Source organism: Pseudomonas sp. LBUM1678, assembly GCF_059695575.1.
Map to the genome: position 1 here is coordinate 1213549 of NZ_CP166775.1, position 19000 is coordinate 1232548.

General features: G+C 60.2%; 18 protein-coding genes. 13 read left to right on the forward strand and 5 right to left on the reverse strand.

What is annotated here, in order from left to right; all coding sequences use genetic code 11:
* Positions 1-14 precede the first annotated feature (14 nt).
* From ACA070_RS05320 to ACA070_RS05330, 3 genes are all read left to right on the forward strand, one after another.
* On the forward strand, positions 15-1292 hold the full coding sequence (locus ACA070_RS05320; protein WP_462025723.1) for a flavohemoglobin expression-modulating QEGLA motif protein: 1278 nt from the start codon (positions 15-17) through the stop codon (positions 1290-1292).
* Positions 1293-1441: 149 nt separating this feature from the next.
* A complete protein-coding gene (locus tag ACA070_RS05325) occupies positions 1442-2356 on the forward strand; it encodes an alpha/beta hydrolase (RefSeq protein ID WP_497450321.1) in 915 nt (304 codons plus the stop codon).
* On the forward strand, positions 2353-2682 hold the full coding sequence (locus ACA070_RS05330; RefSeq protein WP_497450322.1) for a PA3694 family proteiin: 330 nt from the start codon (positions 2353-2355) through the stop codon (positions 2680-2682). Before ACA070_RS05325 ends, ACA070_RS05330 begins: the two co-directional genes overlap by 4 nt.
* Before the next feature lie 179 nt (positions 2683-2861).
* Here the strand turns inward: ACA070_RS05330 and lptF are convergent, their stop codons facing one another.
* The 3 genes from lptF to ACA070_RS05345 all read right to left on the reverse strand — a co-directional run bounded on the left by lptF (position 2862) and on the right by ACA070_RS05345 (position 4854).
* Positions 2862-3650 (reverse strand): lipotoxin F family OmpA-related lipoprotein LptF, encoded by a 789-nt coding sequence (gene lptF / locus ACA070_RS05335; protein ID WP_462025725.1) that lies wholly within the window; start codon positions 3648-3650, stop codon positions 2862-2864.
* Positions 3651-3705: 55 nt separating this feature from the next.
* Positions 3706-4119, reverse strand: a complete 414-nt coding sequence (locus tag ACA070_RS05340; protein ID WP_462025726.1) for a DUF4398 domain-containing protein — start codon at positions 4117-4119, stop codon at positions 3706-3708.
* A 390-nt stretch (positions 4120-4509) separates the two neighbouring features.
* Positions 4510-4854, reverse strand: a complete 345-nt coding sequence (locus tag ACA070_RS05345; RefSeq protein ID WP_462025727.1) for a pilin assembly protein — start codon at positions 4852-4854, stop codon at positions 4510-4512.
* A gap of 215 nt (positions 4855-5069) precedes the next feature.
* Between ACA070_RS05345 and ppc the strand changes: the two genes are divergently transcribed.
* From ppc to ACA070_RS05380, 7 genes are all read left to right on the forward strand, one after another.
* Positions 5070-7700: a phosphoenolpyruvate carboxylase gene (ppc, locus tag ACA070_RS05350; protein ID WP_497450323.1), complete on the forward strand. Its 2631-nt coding sequence runs from the start codon at positions 5070-5072 to the stop codon at positions 7698-7700.
* Between the two features lie 288 nt (positions 7701-7988).
* Positions 7989-8636, forward strand: coding sequence for an adenylate kinase (gene adk, locus ACA070_RS05355; RefSeq protein WP_497450324.1), 648 nt, complete (start codon positions 7989-7991; stop codon positions 8634-8636).
* Positions 8637-8729: 93 nt separating this feature from the next.
* The gene (gene tsaB / locus ACA070_RS05360) at positions 8730-9404 is read left to right on the forward strand and encodes a tRNA (adenosine(37)-N6)-threonylcarbamoyltransferase complex dimerization subunit type 1 TsaB (protein WP_497450325.1); all 675 of its coding nucleotides are present in this window, start codon (positions 8730-8732) and stop codon (positions 9402-9404) included.
* Between the two features lie 278 nt (positions 9405-9682).
* On the forward strand, positions 9683-9988 hold the full coding sequence (locus ACA070_RS05365) for a hypothetical protein (RefSeq protein ID WP_497450326.1): 306 nt from the start codon (positions 9683-9685) through the stop codon (positions 9986-9988).
* Positions 9988-10848 carry a DUF72 domain-containing protein gene (locus ACA070_RS05370; RefSeq protein ID WP_497450327.1) on the forward strand — a complete coding sequence of 287 codons (861 nt, stop codon included), beginning with the start codon at positions 9988-9990 and terminating at the stop codon, positions 10846-10848. Before ACA070_RS05365 ends, ACA070_RS05370 begins: the two co-directional genes overlap by 1 nt.
* A 33-nt stretch (positions 10849-10881) precedes the next feature.
* Positions 10882-11703: an isocitrate lyase/PEP mutase family protein gene (locus ACA070_RS05375; protein WP_497450328.1), complete on the forward strand. Its 822-nt coding sequence runs from the start codon at positions 10882-10884 to the stop codon at positions 11701-11703.
* Between the two features lie 2 nt (positions 11704-11705).
* On the forward strand, positions 11706-12401 hold the full coding sequence (locus ACA070_RS05380; protein ID WP_497450329.1) for an extensin-like domain-containing protein: 696 nt from the start codon (positions 11706-11708) through the stop codon (positions 12399-12401).
* Positions 12402-12418: 17 nt separating this feature from the next.
* On the opposite strand, the gene ACA070_RS05385 is transcribed toward ACA070_RS05380, so the two are convergent.
* Positions 12419-13039, reverse strand: coding sequence for an energy transducer TonB (locus ACA070_RS05385; RefSeq protein ID WP_497450330.1), 621 nt, complete (start codon positions 13037-13039; stop codon positions 12419-12421).
* Positions 13040-13132: 93 nt separating this feature from the next.
* Here ACA070_RS05385 and ACA070_RS05390 point away from each other — a divergent pair, with 93 nt between their 5' ends.
* Complete coding sequence (locus ACA070_RS05390; RefSeq protein ID WP_010462878.1) at positions 13133-13915, forward strand: class I SAM-dependent methyltransferase; 783 nt, start codon at positions 13133-13135, stop codon at positions 13913-13915.
* A gap of 114 nt (positions 13916-14029) precedes the next feature.
* Here ACA070_RS05390 and ACA070_RS05395 read toward each other — a convergent pair whose 3' ends face one another.
* The gene (locus ACA070_RS05395; RefSeq protein WP_497450331.1) at positions 14030-14668 is read right to left on the reverse strand and encodes a TetR/AcrR family transcriptional regulator; all 639 of its coding nucleotides are present in this window, start codon (positions 14666-14668) and stop codon (positions 14030-14032) included.
* Between the two features lie 94 nt (positions 14669-14762).
* On the opposite strand from ACA070_RS05395, the gene ACA070_RS05400 reads away from it, so the two are divergent.
* Entirely contained in the window at positions 14763-15863 is a 1101-nt protein-coding gene (locus ACA070_RS05400; protein ID WP_497450332.1) for an efflux RND transporter periplasmic adaptor subunit, read from the forward strand.
* A 6-nt stretch (positions 15864-15869) separates the two neighbouring features.
* Positions 15870-18935 (forward strand): efflux RND transporter permease subunit, encoded by a 3066-nt coding sequence (locus ACA070_RS05405; protein ID WP_497450333.1) that lies wholly within the window; start codon positions 15870-15872, stop codon positions 18933-18935.
* The last annotated feature ends 65 nt before the right edge of the window (positions 18936-19000 follow it).

Here is a 19000-nt window from a genome sequence, read left to right on the forward strand (position 1 = left end):
TACAGGAGTTTCGGGTGGACGATTACCAGCAGACGATACGCATTTTGTCCGATCGCATTGTGCTGGCACAGACGCCGATTCGCGTCCTCGATGCGGTCAAGTGGGACGACAGCATTCGCAAGAATTTCCTCAAGGCCAAGGGCAAGGAAATGCCGGCGGTGGACCGCGACTATTACCTCAATCGACCGCTGTCGTTTGATTCCAGCAAAGTGAAGCTGGAATTTCAGAACATCGAGCGTGATATCACCCGTCAGCTCGGCCAGTTCAACCCGGTCGGCCAGATCATGCGGCGCATGTGCAAGGAGTACCGGATGGTGGTGCGCATGCTCGAAGCGCGCGGCACCGAAGATTTCGGGCTGATTTCCCAGGAGTTGTACGGCGCCGCGTCCGACGCGTTCCACGCTGGTGACCCGACCCTGTCCGACCTCGGCCTGATGCTCTCCGATTACCTGAACAACATCGACGGCCGGGGCGACCTGAAGGACGAACCGAAAATCCTCACCGCCAAGGATGCCGTACATCTGCTGCAAACCCGGCTGAGCAAAGTGTTTGGCGAAGCCGAGGAAACCATTCGGGTGTTCGAGTCCGACGGCATCGTTGCCGATGCGGCGGCCGGCGCCGACTACATCAAGATTCGCACCGACGCGATGTTCAACGAACGTGACGTGCGCGCCCTGGAAGTCCATGAAGGGCTGGTGCACGTGGGCACCACGCTCAACGGGTTGAACCAGCCGATTTGCACCTTCCTGTCCAAAGGCCCGCCGTCGTCGACGGTGACCCAGGAAGGCCTGGCGATCCTGATGGAAATCATCACCTTCGCTTCCTACCCGAGCCGCCTGCGCAAACTGACCAACCGCACCCGGGCCATTCACATGGTGGAGGAGGGCGCGGACTTCCTGCAGATCTTCGAATTCTTCCGCGAGCAAGGTTTTGAAATGGCTGAAAGCTACGGCAACGCCAGTCGGGTTTTCCGTGGTTCGATACCGACCGGTCTGCCATTTACCAAAGACTTGTCCTACCTCAAGGGCTTTATCATGGTTTACAACTACATTCAGTTGGCCGTGCGTAAAGGCAAGCTTGAGCAGATCCCGCTACTGTTTTGCGGCAAGACCACGCTGGAAGACATGCGCACCTTGCGCCAGTTGGTGGATGAAGGGCTGGTGGTACCACCGAAGTATTTGCCGGATCAGTTCCGCGACTTGAACGCACTGTCGGCGTGGATGTGCTTCTCCAACTTCCTCAATCACCTGAGCCTGGACCGGATCGAAGCGGATTACTCCAACATCCTCTAATGATCACGAAATCCCCTGTGGGAGCGAGCCTGCTCGCGATAGCGGCTTATCATTCGACATTGATGTTGTCTGACACACCGCTATCGCGAGCAGGCTCGCTCCCACAGGGGGACGGTGTATACCTACCCATTTTCGCGAGGTTTCAACGGATGAGAATCCTCGGAATCATCTGCCTTCTTCTGACCCTGAGCGGTTGCAGCTCCCTGCTGTTTTACCCCGAACCCGGCCAGATATTCACCCCGGAAAAAGCCAAGCTCGAATACCGCGAAGTGACCCTGACCACCGCCGATGGCCTCAGGCTGAACGCGTGGTGGCTGCCGGCGAAAAAAGGCGTCGAGGTCAAAGGCACGGTGCTGCACCTGCACGGCAACGGCGGCAATCTGCCCATGCACCTGGGTGGCAGCTGGTGGTTGCCGGAGGAGGGCTATCAGGTCCTGCTGATCGACTATCGCGGATACGGTTTGTCCGAAGGTGAACCGAGTCTGCCGGCGATCTATCAGGACATCGACGCCGCCTTCAAGTGGCTCGATCAGGCCCCCGAGGTCAAAGGCAAACCGCTGATCCTGCTCGGCCAGAGCCTCGGTGGTTCGATGGCCGTGCATTACCTGGTCCAACATCCCGAGCGTCAGAAACAACTCAAGGCCTTCGTCCTCGACGGCGTGCCCGCCAGTTATCGCAGCATCGGCCGGTTCGCCCTGAGCAATTCCTGGCTGACCTGGGCGTTCCAGGTGCCATTGTCCTGGCTGGTGCCGGACGGCGACAGTGCGATCAATTCCATGGCGCAGCTCAATGGCGTGCCGAAACTGATCTTCCACAGCATCGACGATCCGATCGTGCCCCTTTCCAACGGCATCCGTCTGTATCAAGCTGCGCCGCCGCCGCGCGTGCTGCAATTGACCCGCGGTGGTCATGTGCAGACGTTCGCCGACCCGGTCTGGCGCAAAGTGATGCTGCGTTATCTAGACGACCCGCAGCATTTCAACGGCCTGCGCCGCCTGGGTGAAATCCCCAATTACCCGGCACCCCCGAATTCAGAAGATGAACCATCAGAGAGTCCGCAATGAGTGAAGAACGTAACGCCATCCCGCTGATCATCACCGGTATCTGCAGCATCCTCGGCACTGTTGGCGCCCTGTGGTACTACGGCTACCTGCACTTCGCCAAACCCGAAGATGCGCTGCTGCTCAGCGACTTCACCATGATCAAGACTGTGCCGGGCGAAGACTACAAAGTCTCCCTGGAACCCGCGGCGCAAGTGGCCCAGTGCATCGATGGCGTGCTGGTGATGTTCGACACCGAGCAAAAAGGCCTGACCGGCGTATTGGTCAACAACAAGAAAAAAGCCGTGCGTTGCATGGGGGAAGAAACCCCACAAAAACTCGAACAATAAGCAATTCCAGGGTGGGAGCGAGCCTGCTCGCGATGACGGTGTGTCAGACGACAGAAATGTTGAATGTTGGTCCGCAATCGCGAGCAGGCTCGCTCCCACAGGGCGTTGTGTGATCTGCAGACAAAAAAAGCCCCGCCTGATCGACTCAGGCGGGGCTTTTGTGTTTCAGCAGGCGAAGCTTAGTTCGAGCTGACGGCCGAACGCGGGATCACTGGCTGGTTGTCGTTGGAAATGGTCACTTCCACCCGACGGTTCATCGCACGACCCGAGGTGCTGGTGTTTTCCGCAACCGGGTATTCCTTGCCATAACCCTGCGCAACGACGCGCGCTGGATCAACGCCCATTTTTACCAGCGCCATGCGCACGGAGCCGGCACGGCGCTCGGACAGCGACTGGTTGTGGCTCGCAGTGCCGGTGCTGTCGGTGTAACCCTCGACGATCACTTTGCGATCAGGGTTTTCCGAGAGGAACTGCGCCAGTTTGTTGATGTTCACCAGACCGCTGGATTTGAGGTCAGCACGGTCGGTCGCGAACAGCACGTCACCGAAGGTCACCAGCGTACCGCGATCGGTCTGCTTGGCGTTGAGGCTGTCCTGCAACTGCTTTATCTGCTGATCGCGTGCATCGAGACGCGCCTGGGCACGTTGAGCCGAAGCGTTTTTCAGGTTGGCTTCAGCGGTGCGCAAGGCGATGGTCTGCTTCGCCACTTCAACACGCTGATTGGTCAGATAGGCCAGTTGGTCGACCTTGTTCTGGTCTTCCTTGTCCATGTACGCCTTGTCGGCCTTGTCCAGGTAATCGCTGGCGTCTTTGGTTTCCAGTGCCGCCACTTTGCTGGCTTGCGGGTTGGCTTGCAGGCCGCTGTAGTTGGTGCGGGCCTGTTCCAGGTTCGCGTTAGGCGGGGTGGAGCAGGCAGCCAGTGCAACGCTTGCGGCCAGGAGAGCGGGGATCATCAATTGTTTACGCATAATAATTCGTCCTTTCTATCGATAAGAGCTTCAAGTCTGAGGTCTGGATGCGCGCTTACTGCACGGTGCGCTGGCTTTCCTGACGCAGTTCCTGAACCCCTTTCTGGGAGTCCTTTACAGCCTGTTCGGCTTTCATCGCCTGAGCCTTGCGTTCAGCTACGCGAGCATCCCACTCAGCCTGTTCGGCCAACACTTTGGCCTCGGCATACTTTTTGTCATGCATGGCGATTTCGGCTTGTTTGAGCTTGTCCTGCGCGGACTTCATTTCCACGGCGGCGAACTCGGTGCCGCCGGCGCTGACGGCGCCATTCACAGCGGATTGGGTCACGGCGAATTGCTCGCTCGGCGGGTTGCCAGCGCAACCGGCCAGTACAAAGCTGCTGCCGATTGCCAGGGCAGCCAGTTTCAAACCGCGCAGGTGATTGAACGAGGTCTTGGCAGTGCTGATCTTCATGGTCTTCAACTCCATTGGTATAACTCCTGAAAAACTTAAAAATCCATGCTGGGCAAGGAGCCGTAACCGTCAATTTCCGGGGTGTTTTGAAACGGCCGTCCCAGGCGTGGTTAATGGCTGTGACCCGAGGCGTTTTTCAAAAGTTCAGAGAAGATGGCCTATAGCCCGAAAAAACTTTGACCGAACGGACAAGGCTCTAAATCGGGAACTTTGGCGATGTGCAGCGGTATGCCCGACCTTTTCAAGGCTTGGGACACGCAATTTTTGAAGGGGGTACGCAGGTCAATGTGGGAGCGACGGTGCGACGATTCGACCTGCTCGCGATTGCGGTTGAACATTCAACATTTCTGTTGGCTGACACACCGCTATCGCGAGCAGGCTCGCTCCCACAGGTATAGGGTTAAATCAATGTTTTTGCTTGTCGTTACCGGATGACAAATCGTGCAGATGACGACGGGACAACGCGAGAAAACGCGGGGTCGGGCCGACGTCTTCGTACAGCGGATCACCTTCTTCATCGGTGGCCACCACAGTCGATCCTTTCACGTAGGGAAAGCTCTTTTCGAGCTCTTCCAGCGCGGCGCCGATCAGCTCGCCAAGCAGCTCTTCGGGCTGGCGTTTGGGGTACATTTCGGTAATCGCCGCCAGCCGTGCGGCAGCTTCCATGTCCAGATGAATCCTGTACCCGGTATCGGTCAGGCGACCCTTGGCGTTTTCTTCCCAATGCAGGGCAAGCTCGCGGATTTTCATAAAAACCTCATTGCGCTCCTGCTCGTGGCAGGCGGTGTGAGTGTCCGCCAATGGTCGGCGGCAAGCCGTTGTACGGCTTACTCTTCAGACTAGCTCGAACCCACAAGGTTTAACGTCCCTTCGTCGTCTGCTTGTAAGAAGCGCTTTAGAGCGGCACTCTCTGCTATCAGAGCATGGCATTCCAAGACACCCGGATTTTCGCTGGAGAACTGCTGATGACCGATATTGATGCACGCTTGCGCGAGGACGTTCACCTGTTGGGTGAGCTGTTGGGCAACACCATTCGTGAACAATACGGGGATGGCTTTCTCGACAAGATCGAGCAGATCCGCAAGGGCGCCAAGGCCGACCGTCGCGGTTCGATGGACGCTGAACTGAGCGCCAGCCTCAACCAATTGAGCGAAGAAGAGTTGCTGCCGGTGGCGCGGGCGTTCAACCAGTTTCTCAACCTGGCCAATATCGCCGAGCAGTATCAGTTGATCCATCGCCGCGAAGAGTCGCAGCCGGCCCCGTTCGAAGCGCGGGTGCTGCCGGAACTGCTCGCGCGCCTGCGTGCCGAAGGCCATAGCGCCGAATCCCTCGCCCGGCAACTGGGGCGGCTGGAGATCGAACTGGTCCTCACCGCTCACCCGACCGAAGTGGCGCGCCGCACGCTGATCCAGAAGTACGACGCCATCGCCGCGCAACTGGCCGCCCAGGATCATCGCGACTTGACGACTGCCGAGCGCGAGCAGATCCAGGCGAAGTTGCAGCGCCTGATCGCCGAAGCCTGGCACACCGAAGAAATCCGCCGCACCCGTCCGACGCCGGTCGACGAAGCCAAATGGGGTTTCGCGGTGATCGAGCATTCGCTGTGGCAGGCGATCCCGAACTATATGCGCAAGGCCGATAAAGCCCTGCATGCCGCCACCGGCCTGCATTTGCCACTGGAAGGCGCGCCGATCCGCTTCGCCTCGTGGATGGGCGGCGACCGCGACGGCAACCCGAACGTGACGGCCGCCGTGACCCGCGAAGTCTTGCTGCTTGCGCGCTGGATGGCCGCTGATTTGTACGTGCGCGATGTCGATCACCTCGCCGCTGAACTGTCGATGCAGCAGGCCAGCGATGCGCTGAAAGCCAAGGCCGGGGACAGCGCCGAACCTTATCGCGCGGTGCTTAAACAGTTGCGTGAGCGTCTGCGGGCGACGCGTAACTGGGCTCACGCCTCATTGACGGCCACCACCACGGCAACCGCCGATGTACTGCACAACAACCGCGACCTGCTGGATCCGCTGGAGTTGTGTTACCAGTCTTTGCACGAGTGCGGCATGGGCGTGATCGCGGAGGGTCCGTTGCTTGATTGCTTGCGCCGCGCGGTGACCTTCGGGCTGTTCCTGGTCCGGCTCGATGTGCGTCAGGACTCGTCGCGGCATACCGCGGCGATGACTGAAATCACCGATTACCTCGGCCTCGGTCGCTACGAAGACTGGAGCGAAGAGGAGCGCATCGCCTTCCTGGTGCGTGAACAGAACAACCGTCGGCCGTTGCTGCCGGCGTATTTCAAACCGTCGGCCGACACCGCCGAGGTACTGGCGACGTGCCGGGAAATTGCAGCCGCCCCGGGGGCTTCGCTCGGCTCTTATGTGATCTCCATGGCCGGCGCCGCCTCCGACGTGCTCGCCGTGCAACTGTTGCTCAAAGAGTCCGGCGTGTTGCGGCCGATGCGCGTGGTGCCGCTGTTCGAAACCCTCGCCGACCTCGACAACGCAGGTCCAGTAATTGAAAAGCTGTTGCTGCTGCCGGGCTATCGCTCGCGCCTGCAAGGCCCGCAGGAAGTGATGATCGGCTATTCCGACTCGGCCAAGGATGCCGGCACCACCGCGGCGGCCTGGGCGCAATATCGGGCGCAGGAGCGCCTGGTCGATATCTGCCGCGAGCAGCAAGTGGAGCTGCTGTTGTTTCACGGTCGCGGTGGCACCGTAGGTCGCGGCGGCGGTCCGGCGCACGCGGCGATTTTGTCGCAGCCGCCCGGTTCTGTTGCGGGGCGTTTCCGTACCACCGAGCAGGGGGAAATGATTCGTTTCAAATTCGGCCTGCCGGACATCGCCGAGCAGAACCTCAATCTGTACCTGGCGGCTGTGCTGGAAGCGACCTTGCTGCCGCCGCCTCCACCGGAACCGGCATGGCGTCATCTGATGGACGAATTGGCCGCTGACGGGGTCAAGGCTTACCGCGCCGTGGTGCGGGAAAATCCACAGTTCGTCGAGTATTTCCGCCAGTCCACCCCGGAACAGGAACTGGGGCGTTTGCCGTTGGGCAGCCGTCCGGCCAAGCGCCGCGCTGGCGGGATCGAAAGCCTGCGCGCCATTCCATGGATCTTCGGCTGGACCCAGACCCGCTTGATGTTGCCGGCCTGGCTTGGCTGGGAAGCGGCGCTGAGCAAGGCGCTGGAACGTGGCGAAGGCGAGCTGCTGGGACAGATGCGCGAACAGTGGCCGTTCTTTCGCACACGCATCGATATGCTGGAAATGGTCTTGGCCAAAGCGGACGCTGACATCGCCCGATCCTACGATGAGCGTCTGGTCGAGCCGGATTTGCTCCCTTTGGGTGCGCATTTACGCGACCTATTGTCGCAGGCCTGCGCCGTGGTCCTTGGGCTGACTGGTCAGTCCCAGCTACTGGCACATAGCCCAGCCACCCTCGAATTCATCCGCTTGCGCAACACTTATCTCGACCCGCTTCATCTATTGCAGGCCGAACTGTTGGCCCGTTCGCGGCAACAGGAAGTGGCGCAGGGCAGCCCGGTAGAACAGGCGCTGCTGGTGTCTGTGGCGGGGATTGCTGCCGGTTTGCGAAATACCGGCTAAGGTTTTCGTCGTGGGGGAAGGCGCCCGGCGCGAGCATCGGGTGCCTGTGGGTGAGGGGCAGAAAAGGTCTGCCAGGCGACAGTTAATGATGGGGTTGCGACTTGGGGTACCCCATCGCAAGGTCACGCGAGGCGCGGGTTTCTCCGACTTTCGGCGGCTTGTGTGGTCCGGGCCTGCTGTGTATCTTGATCAGCCTTTGGCCGTTTGGGCGGTCACGACCCTGTTTTTGAGATTGGCCCCACGAGGCGAATCCGTTGTTATCTATATAAAAAATTGAGGAGCACATCGATGCGCGTCATTCTGCTGGGAGCTCCCGGGGCCGGTAAAGGTACTCAGGCTAAGTTCATCACCGAAAAGTTCGGCATCCCGCAAATCTCCACCGGCGACATGCTGCGTGCCGCGGTCAAGGCCGGCACCGAGCTGGGCCTGGTCGCCAAGAGCGTCATGGACAGCGGTGGCCTGGTTTCCGATGACCTGATCATCAATCTGGTCAAGGAACGCATCGGCCAGGCCGATTGCGCCAACGGTTTTCTGTTCGACGGTTTCCCGCGCACCATTCCCCAGGCTGAAGCCCTGGTGAAGGCCGGCGTTCAGCTGGACCACGTGTTGGAAATCGACGTTAAAGACGAAGACATCGTCCAGCGTATCGCTGGCCGTCGTGTTCACGAGGCCAGCGGCCGCGTGTACCACATCGTCTACAACCCGCCGAAAATTGCCGGTAAAGACGACATCACCGGTGAAGAGCTGGTACAGCGCAAAGATGACACCGAAGAAACCGTGCGTCATCGCCTGTCGGTCTACCACGCCCAGACCGAGCCTCTGGTGAAGTTTTACCAGGAGCTGTCCGTCGCTCAAGGCAAACCGAAGTACAGCCACGTCGAAGGCGTTGGCTCGGTTGAAGCGATCACCGGCAAGGTGCTTGAAGCGCTGAACTGAAAAGACTGAATCGCTTTATCGTCTACGGCCCGCTTGCGGGCCGTAGTTGTTTATACTGGCGCACTTTTTCTGACCTCTCTTACGGAAACATCGATGAGCACCTTGCTGGCCCTGGACACCGCGACTGAAGCTTGCTCCGTTGCCTTGCTGCATGACGGCAAAGTCACGAGTCATTACGAGGTGATCCCGCGCCTGCATGCGCAAAAGCTGTTGCCGATGATCCAGCAGTTGCTCGCCGATGCCGGGACCACCCTGCAAGCGGTCGATGCCATCGCCTTCGGCCGTGGGCCGGGCGCCTTCACCGGCGTGCGGATCGCCATCGGTGTGGTGCAAGGCCTGGCGTTTGCGCTGGATCGCCCGGTGTTGCCGGTCTCCAACCTGGCGGTGCTGGCGCAGCGGGCCTATCGCGAACACGGCGTCAGCCAGGTCGCGTCCGCCATCGATGCGCGGATGGATGAAGTGTATTGGGGCTGCTACCGCGAAACGGCGGGCGAGATGCGCCTGGTCGGTAACGAAGCGGTATTGCCGCCGGAAGTGGCCGCCTTGCCGGCCGATGCCAGTGGTGAATGGTTCGGCGCCGGCACGGGTTGGGGGTATGCCGAGCGCATCGCCGTCAATCTGAGCGGGCAGGACGCAGGCATGCTGCCCCACGCTGAAGACCTGCTGACCTTGGCGCGGTTTGCCTGGGAACGTGGCGAGGCGATTGTGGCGGATGAGGCTCAGCCGGTTTACCTGCGCGACAAAGTGGCGACACCCAAGGCTCGTTGATCCCACTTCTTTTGTGGCGAGGGAGCTTGCTCCCGTCCGGCTGCGAAGCAGTCGTAAAATCAGACTGCGCGGAGTACCTGTCTATAATTGGGGCTGCTTCGCAGCCCAGCGGGAGCAAGCTCCCTCGCCACAAAAAACTTTCCAGCTGCAGCCAATCGTCGATTTATCCCCTGGCTTTTAAACCTTTTCGTATTTCTGTGTTCTAGTTATCACTCGGCGGTTTGCGAAGTGGGTTATGTGCCACTAGACTGCCACTACTGATACCGGACATGTACTCCATGCGTATAGACGGCGTTTCCTCCCAGTCCTACCCCATCAAGCGCAAGCCCCGCAAAGGCCCTGTGGCGGATGACGACTACGTCGATATCGACGGCGAGCTGGAAATTCCGTCCGAAGAGCAAATGGCCGCCCGTGCCGCCAAGGCTTCCGCACAACACCTGAGCAATCTTCCGGCGCGTCAGCAAGACATGATCTACCACCGCGCCATGAAGAAAAGCGTAGCCATGGCACTCGCCAGCTACCTGAGTACCGCCGGTTTTGTCGATTGGGATACGGATGTGCTGGGCCTCGACCTGTACATCTGATGTTGCTGCCTTACTACCTCGGCTGCCCGTCCTGGAGTGAAAACGCCTGGCGAGATTATCTGTATCCGCCAGACGCCAAACCCGCCGAATTTCTGAATCTCTATTCCCAAGTATTCAACGCCGTAGAAGGCAACACGACCTTCTACGCGAGCCCGGCTGCCAGCACCGTGCAACGCTGGGCCGAGACCATGCCCGAACACTTTCGCTTCACCGCCAAGTTTCCCGGCGAGATCAGCCACGGCGGTGACCTGCGCGAACAACTGACCGCCGCCGACACCTTCCTGCAATTGCTCAGCCCGCTCGGTGAGCGGGTTTCACCCCTGTGGCTGCAATTGTCGAAAAGCTTCACCCCGCACCGATTGCCCGAACTGGCTGGCTTCATCGATGCGCTTGAACGACCGCTGGCCGTTGAAGTGCGGCATGACGAGTTCTTCGCCAAAGGGGATAGCGAGCGAATGCTCAATCGTCTGCTGCTGGATCGTGGCGTGGAACGTATCTGCCTCGATCCGCGAGCGCTGTTCAGTTGCACGTCGACCGATCCGTCGGTGCTCCACGCCCAATCGAAAAAGCCCAGGGTGCCGCCGCGTCCGGCAGCGTTTACCCAGTTTCCGCAGGTGCGTTTCATCGGCCACCCACAGCTTGAGGCGAATGATCCATTCCTCGAGCCGTGGGTCGAGAAAATTGCCGCGTGGATCGAAGAGGGGCGTACGCCCTATATCTTCCTGCACACCGCCGATAACCTGCTGGCCGCCAAACTGGCGCAACGTTTTCACGCAAAACTGATGCTGCGTTTGCCTGGCTTGCCGCCGTTGCCTGAGCTATACAGAGAGCCCGCCGCCGAGCAACTTGGCCTGCTCTGAGGCGGATTCGTTCCCCTTTTCAGGAGCCTGCCAATGGATGCGCAAACCCTTCGAGCCCAGGCGTTCAAAGCACTGCACGAACGCGAGGGCGCTTTTGTCATTCCCAATCCGTGGGACGCCGGCTCGGCGAAGATGCTCGCCAGCCTGGGTTTCGAGGCGCTGGCGACCACCAGTGCCGGTTACGCCTTTTCCAACGCCCGGCCCGATGGCGGGTTGACGCTGGACGATACGCTGGCGAACGTCAGGGCAATTGTCGCGGCAACCGACTTGCCGGTGGCGGTGGACCTGGAAAACGGTTTCGCGGACGACCCGGCCGAGTGCGCGCAAAGTATTTTGCAGGCCGCGGCGGCCGGTGCTGTCGGTGGTTCGATCGAAGATGCCACCGGTCGTGAAGACGCGCCGATCTACTGTTTCGAGCATGCCGTGGCGCGCATTGAAGCCGCCGTCGCAGCGGCTCGTAGCTTGCCTTTCCCGTTTATGCTGACCGCCCGTGCCGAGAATTTTCTGCACGGCAATCCTGACCTGGCCGATACCATCCGCCGTTTGCAGGCGTTCGCCGAGGCGGGCGCCGACGTCTTGTACGCGCCGGGTCTGCGCAGCGCTGAAGACGTGTTGGCGGTGGTCCGCGCCGTGGCACCCAAACCGGTCAACGTGTTGATGTCCGGTGGGCTCAAGTTAACGGTCGAGCAGTTGAGCGAGATGGGTGTCAAACGCATCAGTGTGGGTTCGGCGCTGGCGTTAGCGGCCTACGGCGAATTTTTCCGCGCGGCCGAAGAGATCAAGACGTCGGGCACATTCGGGTTCACGTCACGGTCCATGCCGTACGCCAAGGCCAATCAATTGTTCAAAGGCTGACGATGCGGTTTCGCTGGTGGCTGTTGCTGATGCTGTTGATCATCGGAGCGACGGGCGTGAGCGTCTGGCGTGGCTGGATCGCTCTGCCACCCCAGTGGAACCCATGGGCGCCGCTGGACGTGAAGGCCGAACCGAACTTTCTGACGCGCTACAAACTGATGCGCCTGCGCGATGATCCGCAATTGTGTGATCAGGCCTTGAGCAGCTCCGGATTACGCGTCACGCACCAAGCCGACAGCCCTGGCGCGACGTGTCCATTGATCAACACCTTGCGTGTGCAGGGCGGCGATGTCGCGCTGAGCAGCAGCTTTCTCGCCAGTTGTCGTCTGGCGGTTTCGTTTGCCCTGTTCGAACACCATGCCCTGCAACCCGCCGCGCAAGCGGTGTATGGACAACCCGTCAGCCGGGTCGATCATCTCGGCAGCTTTGCCTGCCGCAACGTCTATGGCCGCGAAAACGGCAGGCGAAGCCAGCATGCCAGCGCCGATGCGCTGGACATAGCCGGTTTCCGCCTGGCGGACGGTCGATCCATCAGCGTGCTCAAGGATTGGCCGAAGGATAATCAGGACGCACGGTTTCTGCGTCAGGTTCGCGATGGCGCCTGTGGCTTGTTCAGTGTGGTGTTGAGTCCGGACTACAACGCCGCCCATCGCAATCATTTTCATGTCGATGTCGGGCCGTGGTGGGTGTGTCGCTGACTGCCTGTTACTAAAGATCAGGCGGCGATGCGCAGGTTCTGCAGGACGATCGGGCGAGCCCAGCCGTTATCGAAATCGAGTTGTTTCTGTTGCTCCACCAGTTCTTCGGGGGAGAACGGCGGGAACGGTTTGTCCAGCAGGTCGAGTTCGAATTCGGCGATCGGCAAGTGCAGCGGACGCGGTTGTGGCGCCGGGCCGGCTTCGGGCACAGGCTGACCGGCGGTGAGCACGATCGGACGCACCCAGCCACTTTCGAAGTCTTGTTGTTTCTGTTGAGCGTCGATTTCTTCAGCCGGGAACGGCGGGAAAGGTTTGTCGGCCAGGTCCATTTCGAACTCGGCGATCGGCAGGAACAGCGGCTCGGGTGGCTTGACTTCGGTTTCTTTCACATCGCATTCGCGCTGGCTGACAATGTGCGCCAGCAGTTCGCTGCCGACGGTCGGCTCCACCGGGCTTTCGAGATCAACCGGTGGAAACGTGCCACACGCCGGCACCACATCGGTCGACTGTTCGGCCAGGGCCTGGGCAAAAAAATCCTGCCACAGGTGACTGACGCCGCTCAGTGCCTGTGAATTTCGCAGGCCATAATCGCCATGACGCGATAGGTAGCCTACGGATGTGGATTGAATGCCTGACATTTTTCTCGGTCGACGCTCAGCTCTGGCAAAATGCTCGTTAGTTCTGTTATCGGCCGTTTTTGCCGATCATTAATTTTTTGAGCGTGTTTTCCCATGATTGAGCAACCTGCGGCCTGCCGCATCCATGTCGAGGCCTCGGCCCCGGCATTTCAGCCACAAGCCGAGCAATGGGCCGAACGCCTGGGCTTGCCTTTGCACGTGGATGACGGCGAGTTTGCCTTGCAGGTGGGCGAACAGGGTTTGCAGTTGCAACAACTCGGGCCGGACGCACCGGGGCCGGTGCGGGTGGACTTCGTCGAAGGTGGCGCGGCGCATCGTCGGTTGTTCGGCGGTGGCACGGGGCAGATGATCGCCAAGGCGGTTGGCATCGCCCAAGGCGTGCGTCCGCGTGTGCTGGATGCCACGGCAGGGCTGGGCAAGGATGCGTTCGTGCTGGCGAGCCTGGGCTGCGAGATGAGCCTGATCGAGCGGCAGCCGCTGATTGGTGCGTTACTTGAGGATGGACTGGCCCGTGGTGCGGAAGATTTCGATGTCGCGCCGATTGTGGCGCGGATGAAGTTGCTCAAGGGCAATTCGATCGAGGTCATGCGCAACTGGGAAGGGGAGCCGCCGCAGGTGATCTACCTCGACCCGATGTTTCCCCATCGTGAGAAAACGGCGTTAGTGAAGAAGGAAATGCGCCTGTTCCGGCCGTTGGTCGGCGATGATCCGGACGCACCGGCACTGCTCGAAGCCGCGCTGGCACTGGCCAGCCATCGGGTGGTGGTCAAGCGACCGCGCAAGGCGCCGTGTATTGCGGGGCCGAAGCCCAGTCATGCGCTGGATGGGAAATCCAGTCGGTATGACATCTACCCGAAGAAGGCGCTCAAGCCTTGAGACCGTATCGCTCCCATTCGCGGGCAAGCCTCGCTCCTACGGGGCAGTGGAGATCCTGTAGGAGCGAGGCTTGCCCGCGAAGGCGCCCTACCAGACACCCAATATCTATCAGGCTCACTCAGGCCTGTAAGCCCGCATAAACAACCCCACCACTTCCCGCACATGCTCCTCGGCCGCATCGCCTGTCACCGGCTCACCACAGCCATACAGCAAGCGGAAATTCCCCGCGCCCTTGAGCAGGCAGAAAAAATGCTCGGCCGCATTGCGCGGTTTATCGATGCTCAACGCGCCGTTCTGATCAACCTTGGTCAGCAACCGCTCCATGCCATGCAGCATGCGCTGCGGCCCGGCTTCGAAGAAGATCAGTGAGAGTTTCGGGTCCTGGCTACCCAGGGCCATCATCAGCCGATGCAGGTTCACCGATTCATCGCTGTTAATCAGCTGATGAAAACCACGCGCGATGTTCAGCAGCACCGTCTCTACCGAAATGCCATCCGGCAACTCGAAAAACAGCGTGGGCAGCTGCTCTTCGCACTTGGCCATCACGGCGGCGGAGAATAGCGTCTCCTTGTCGTTGAAGTGGCTGTAGACGGTCAGCTTCGACACGCCGGCTTCAGCCGCCACGGCATCCATGCTGGTGCTGGCGTAACCATTACTCAGAAACAGAATTTTCGCCGCATCGAGGATGGCCTGGCGCTTGGCCAGATCCTTGGGACGGCCCGGACCGTTGGGTGCTGAAAGATTGTTCGACATTCTTCGCTTTTAATACTGGACTGGTGAGTTTGCTATTAATAACATACTCGCCAGTATAATTATTCCAAGCACCATTAGCGAAAGGTCCTTCACCATGTTCCGCTATGCCTTGCCCCTCGCGTTGCCAGTCAGTCTGGCGTTTTTATTGTCTGCGTGTGGCCACGAAGAGGCGCCTCAAGTCACTGTCCGCCCGGCCATGGTCGTGCAGCCAGAGCCGTCGGCGCAGGCAATGGAAAGCTATCCGGGTGAAGTGCGGGCTCGTTATGAGCCGGACCTGGCGTTTCGCATTGGCGGCAAGGTCAGCCGACGACTGGTTGAAGAAGGGCAGCGGGTCAAGGCCGATCAGCCTCTGGCCGAACTCGATCCTCAGGATGTACGCCTGCAACTGGAAGCCACCCGTGCCCAGGTGGCCGCCGCCGAGGCCAATCTGAGCCTGGTGCGCGCCGAGCGTGATCGCTACAAGACGCTGATGGACCGTCAGATGGTCAGCCGTTCGCAGTACGACAATTCCGAAAACCTTTACCGATCCGGTGAAGCACGCCTCAAGCAAATCAAAGCCGAATTTAACGTGTCGACCAATCAGGCCAGCTACGCGGTGCTGCGTGCGCCCCAGGATGGCGTGGTGGCTAAACGCGCAGTTGAAGTCGGGCAAGTGGTTGCCGCCGGGCAAACCGTGTTTACCCTCGCCACCGATGGCGAGCGCGAAGTGTTGATCAGCTTGCCGGAGCAAAACTTTGGCCGCTTCAAGGTCGGTCAGCCAGTGTCGGTGGAACTCTGGACCCAACCCGATCAGCGTTTCGCCGGGCGCATCCGTGAGCTGTCGCCCGCGGCCGATCCAAAGTCGCGCACCTTCGCCGCGCGGATTTCATTCACTGGCGGCAAGGTCCCGGCCGAACTCGGCCAGAGCGCCCGGGTATTCGTCCAGACCGCTGACGTGATACCGCTGTCTGTGCCGCTGTCGGCACTGACGGCGGAAAACGGCGCGACCTATGTCTGGGTCGTCAGTGCCAACAATACCTTGAAGAAAACCCCGGTCCGGGTCGGTGCCTTCGGCGAGAAAACCGTACCAGTGCTCGAAGGCCTGAATGCCAGCGACTGGGTGGTCGCCGCTGGTGTCCATGTTCTGCTTGAAGGGCAGCAAGTGCGCCCGGTGGATCGCTCCAACCGCGTGGTCAATCTGGCGGACAAGGAGTAATCCCCGATGGGTTTCAATCTTTCCGAATGGGCGCTGCGCAATCGCCAGATCGTACTGTTCCTGATGCTCTTGCTGGCCATCGTCGGCGCGCTTTCCTACACCAAGCTCGGCCAAAGCGAAGACCCGCCGTTCACCTTCAAGGCCATGGTGATCCGTACCAACTGGCCGGGCGCCACGGCGCAGGAGGTGTCGCGTCAGGTCACCGAGCGCATTGAAAAGAAACTGATGGAAACCGGCGAATACGAGCGCATCGTCTCGTTCTCGCGCCCCGGCGAATCCCAGGTGACCTTCATTGCTCGAGACTCGATGCATTCGGTGCAAATACCGGAGCTGTGGTATCAGGTCCGCAAAAAGGTCAGTGACATTCGGCACACCTTGCCGCCGGGTATTCAGGGGCCGTTTTTCAACGATGAATTCGGCACCACCTTCGGCAATATCTACGCGCTGACCGGCGACGGTTTTGACTACGCGGTGCTCAAGGATTACGCCGACCGCATCCAGATCCAGCTGCAACGGGTGAAGGATGTGGGTAAGGTCGATCTGCTCGGGTTGCAGGACGAGAAGATCTGGATCGAACTCTCCAACGTCAAACTCGCCACGCTTGGTTTGCCCCTGGCCGCCGTGCAGCAAGCGCTTGAAGAGCAGAACGCAGTGTCCACGGCCGGGTTCTTTGAAACCACCAGCGAGCGATTGCAGCTACGGGTTTCGGGGAATTTTCAGACAGTCGACGAGATCAAGAACTTCCCGATCCGCGTCGGTGATCGCACCTTCCGCATCTCCGATGTGGCGGACGTGCGTCGCGGCTTCAACGATCCACCGGCACCGCGTATGCGCTTCATGGCGGAAAGCGCCATCGGTCTGGCCGTGGCGATGAAGGATGGCGGCGACATTCTGGTGCTGGGCAAGGCGCTGGAAATCGAATTTGACCGCATCCAGAAAAACCTCCCGGCGGGCATGCAGCTGCGCAAGGTCTCCGATCAGCCTGCCGCGGTGAAAACCGGTGTCGGCGAGTTCGTTCAGGTGTTGGTGGAAGCCTTGGCGATTGTGTTGCTGGTGAGCTTTTTCTCACTCGGCGTGCGCACCGGCATGGTGGTGGCGCTGGCGATTCCGCTGGTGTTGGCGATGACTTTCGCCTGCATGTATTACCTCGGCATCGGCCTGCACAAGATTTCCCTCGGTGCGTTGGTGCTGGCATTAGGCTTGTTGGTGGACGACGCGATCATCGCCGTGGAAATGATGGCGATCAAAATGGAGCAAGGCTTCGACCGCATCAAGGCCGCCAGTTATGCCTGGACCAGCACCGCGTTCCCGATGCTCACCGGCACCCTGATTACCGCCGCCGGGTTCCTGCCGATTGCCACCGCGCAGTCGGGCACCGGCGAATACACACGCTCGATCTTCCAGGTGGTGACCATCGCGTTGCTGGCCTCGTGGATTGCGGCGGTGGTTTTCGTGCCGTATCTGGGGGAGAAACTCCTGCCGGACCTGGCGAAGATTCATGCTGCCAAACATGGCACGGGTCAGCCCGATCCTTACGGCACGCCGTTCTATCAGCGGGTCAGGCGCTTGGTTGAGTGGTGCGTGCGCTGGCGTAAAACCGTCATCGTGCTGACCGTGGTGTTGTTCATCGGCTCCATTGTGCTGTTTCGTTTTGTGCCGCAACAATTCTTCCCGGCCTCGGGGCGACTGGAGTTGATGGTTGATCTGAAACTCGCTGAAGGCGCGTCCCTGAGCAACACCGCCGATGAGGTCAAACGCCTTGAAGCGCTGCTGAAGGATCACGCCGGCATCGACAACTACGTGGCCTACGTCGGCACTGGATCGCCACGCTTCTACCTGCCGCTGGATCAGCAACTGCCGGCAGCAAGCTTCGCTCAGTTTGTCGTCATGGCCAAGACCATCGAGGAGCGTGAAACCCTGCGCACCTGGCTGATCGAAACCCTCAACGAACAATTCCCGGCCCTGCGTTCGCGGGTCACACGTCTTGAAAATGGTCCGCCGGTTGGCTATCCGGTGCAGTTCCGGGTGACCGGCGAGCACATCGAGGAAGTCCGCGCATTGGCCCGAAAAGTGGCGGCCAAGGTTCGCGAGAACCCGCATGTGGTGAACGTCCATCTGGACTGGGAAGAGCCGAGCAAAGTCGTGTACCTGAACGTTGATCAGGACCGCGCCCGGGCGCTGGGCGTGAGCACGGCGAACCTGTCGAAGTTTCTGCAAAGCTCCCTGACCGGTTCCAGCGTCAGCCAGTACCGCGAAGACAACGAGTTGATCGAGATCCTGCTGCGCGGCACCTTGCACGAGCGCACCGAACTGTCGTTGCTGCCAAGCCTGGCGGTGCCGACCGACAACGGTCGCAGCGTGGCGCTGTCGCAAGTCGCGACCCTGGAATATGGCTTCGAGGAGGGCATTATCTGGCACCGCAACCGCCTGCCGAACGTGACGATCCGCGCCGACATCTACGGCAAGGACCAACCGGCGACGCTGGTGCAGCAAATCATGCCGACCCTCGACCCGATCCGCGCCGAATTGCCCGATGGCTACTTGCTGGACGTCGGCGGCACGGTGGAAGACTCGGACCGAGGGCAAAACTCGGTGAAGGCCGGTGTGCCGCTGTTCATCGTGGTGGTGCTGACCTTGCTGATGCTGCAATTGCGCAGTTTCTCACGCACGGTAATGGTGTTCCTGACGGCGCCGCTGGGCTTGATTGGGGTGACGCTGTTCCTGATGGTGTTCCGCCAGCCGTTTGGTTTTGTCGCCATGCTCGGGACCATCGCGTTGTCCGGGATGATCATGCGTAACTCGGTAATTCTGGTGGACCAGATCGAGCAGGACATCGCCGCCGGGCTCAAGCCGTGGCAAGCGATTATCGAAGCCACGGTGCGGCGTTTCCGGCCGATCGTGTTGACTGCGCTCGCGGCGGTGCTGGCGATGATCCCGTTGTCACGCAGCGTGTTCTTCGGGCCAATGGCGGTGGCGATCATGGGCGGATTGATCGTGGCGACGGCATTGACGTTGCTGTTTTTGCCGGCGTTGTATGCGGCGTGGTTCAGGATCAAGAAAGAGTCGGTCTGACTTCCTACGTCAATCTCGGATTTCTCTGATATTGAGTCAGAGAGATCCGGATGCTGTACTCGAGG

Excerpts from the sequence above, each read along its gene's own strand:
- ACA070_RS05390 (WP_010462878.1), top strand. The coding sequence starts at position 13,133 with ATGATTGAGCAACCTGCGGCCTGCCGCATCCATGTCGAGGCCTCGGCC.
- ACA070_RS05395 (WP_497450331.1), bottom strand. The coding sequence starts at position 14,668 with ATGTCGAACAATCTTTCAGCACCCAACGGTCCGGGCCGTCCCAAGGAT.
- ACA070_RS05345 (WP_462025727.1), bottom strand. The coding sequence starts at position 4,854 with ATGAAAATCCGCGAGCTTGCCCTGCATTGGGAAGAAAACGCCAAGGGT.
- ACA070_RS05380 (WP_497450329.1), top strand. The coding sequence starts at position 11,706 with ATGCGGTTTCGCTGGTGGCTGTTGCTGATGCTGTTGATCATCGGAGCG.
- ACA070_RS05400 (WP_497450332.1), top strand. The coding sequence starts at position 14,763 with ATGTTCCGCTATGCCTTGCCCCTCGCGTTGCCAGTCAGTCTGGCGTTT.
- lptF (WP_462025725.1), bottom strand. The coding sequence starts at position 3,650 with ATGCGTAAACAATTGATGATCCCCGCTCTCCTGGCCGCAAGCGTTGCA.
- ppc (WP_497450323.1), top strand. The coding sequence starts at position 5,070 with ATGACCGATATTGATGCACGCTTGCGCGAGGACGTTCACCTGTTGGGT.
- ACA070_RS05405 (WP_497450333.1), top strand. The coding sequence starts at position 15,870 with ATGGGTTTCAATCTTTCCGAATGGGCGCTGCGCAATCGCCAGATCGTA.
- ACA070_RS05365 (WP_497450326.1), top strand. The coding sequence starts at position 9,683 with ATGCGTATAGACGGCGTTTCCTCCCAGTCCTACCCCATCAAGCGCAAG.
- ACA070_RS05330 (WP_497450322.1), top strand. The coding sequence starts at position 2,353 with ATGAGTGAAGAACGTAACGCCATCCCGCTGATCATCACCGGTATCTGC.
- ACA070_RS05340 (WP_462025726.1), bottom strand. The coding sequence starts at position 4,119 with ATGGAGTTGAAGACCATGAAGATCAGCACTGCCAAGACCTCGTTCAAT.
- ACA070_RS05325 (WP_497450321.1), top strand. The coding sequence starts at position 1,442 with ATGAGAATCCTCGGAATCATCTGCCTTCTTCTGACCCTGAGCGGTTGC.
- ACA070_RS05370 (WP_497450327.1), top strand. The coding sequence starts at position 9,988 with ATGTTGCTGCCTTACTACCTCGGCTGCCCGTCCTGGAGTGAAAACGCC.
- ACA070_RS05385 (WP_497450330.1), bottom strand. The coding sequence starts at position 13,039 with ATGTCAGGCATTCAATCCACATCCGTAGGCTACCTATCGCGTCATGGC.
- ACA070_RS05375 (WP_497450328.1), top strand. The coding sequence starts at position 10,882 with ATGGATGCGCAAACCCTTCGAGCCCAGGCGTTCAAAGCACTGCACGAA.
- tsaB (WP_497450325.1), top strand. The coding sequence starts at position 8,730 with ATGAGCACCTTGCTGGCCCTGGACACCGCGACTGAAGCTTGCTCCGTT.
- adk (WP_497450324.1), top strand. The coding sequence starts at position 7,989 with ATGCGCGTCATTCTGCTGGGAGCTCCCGGGGCCGGTAAAGGTACTCAG.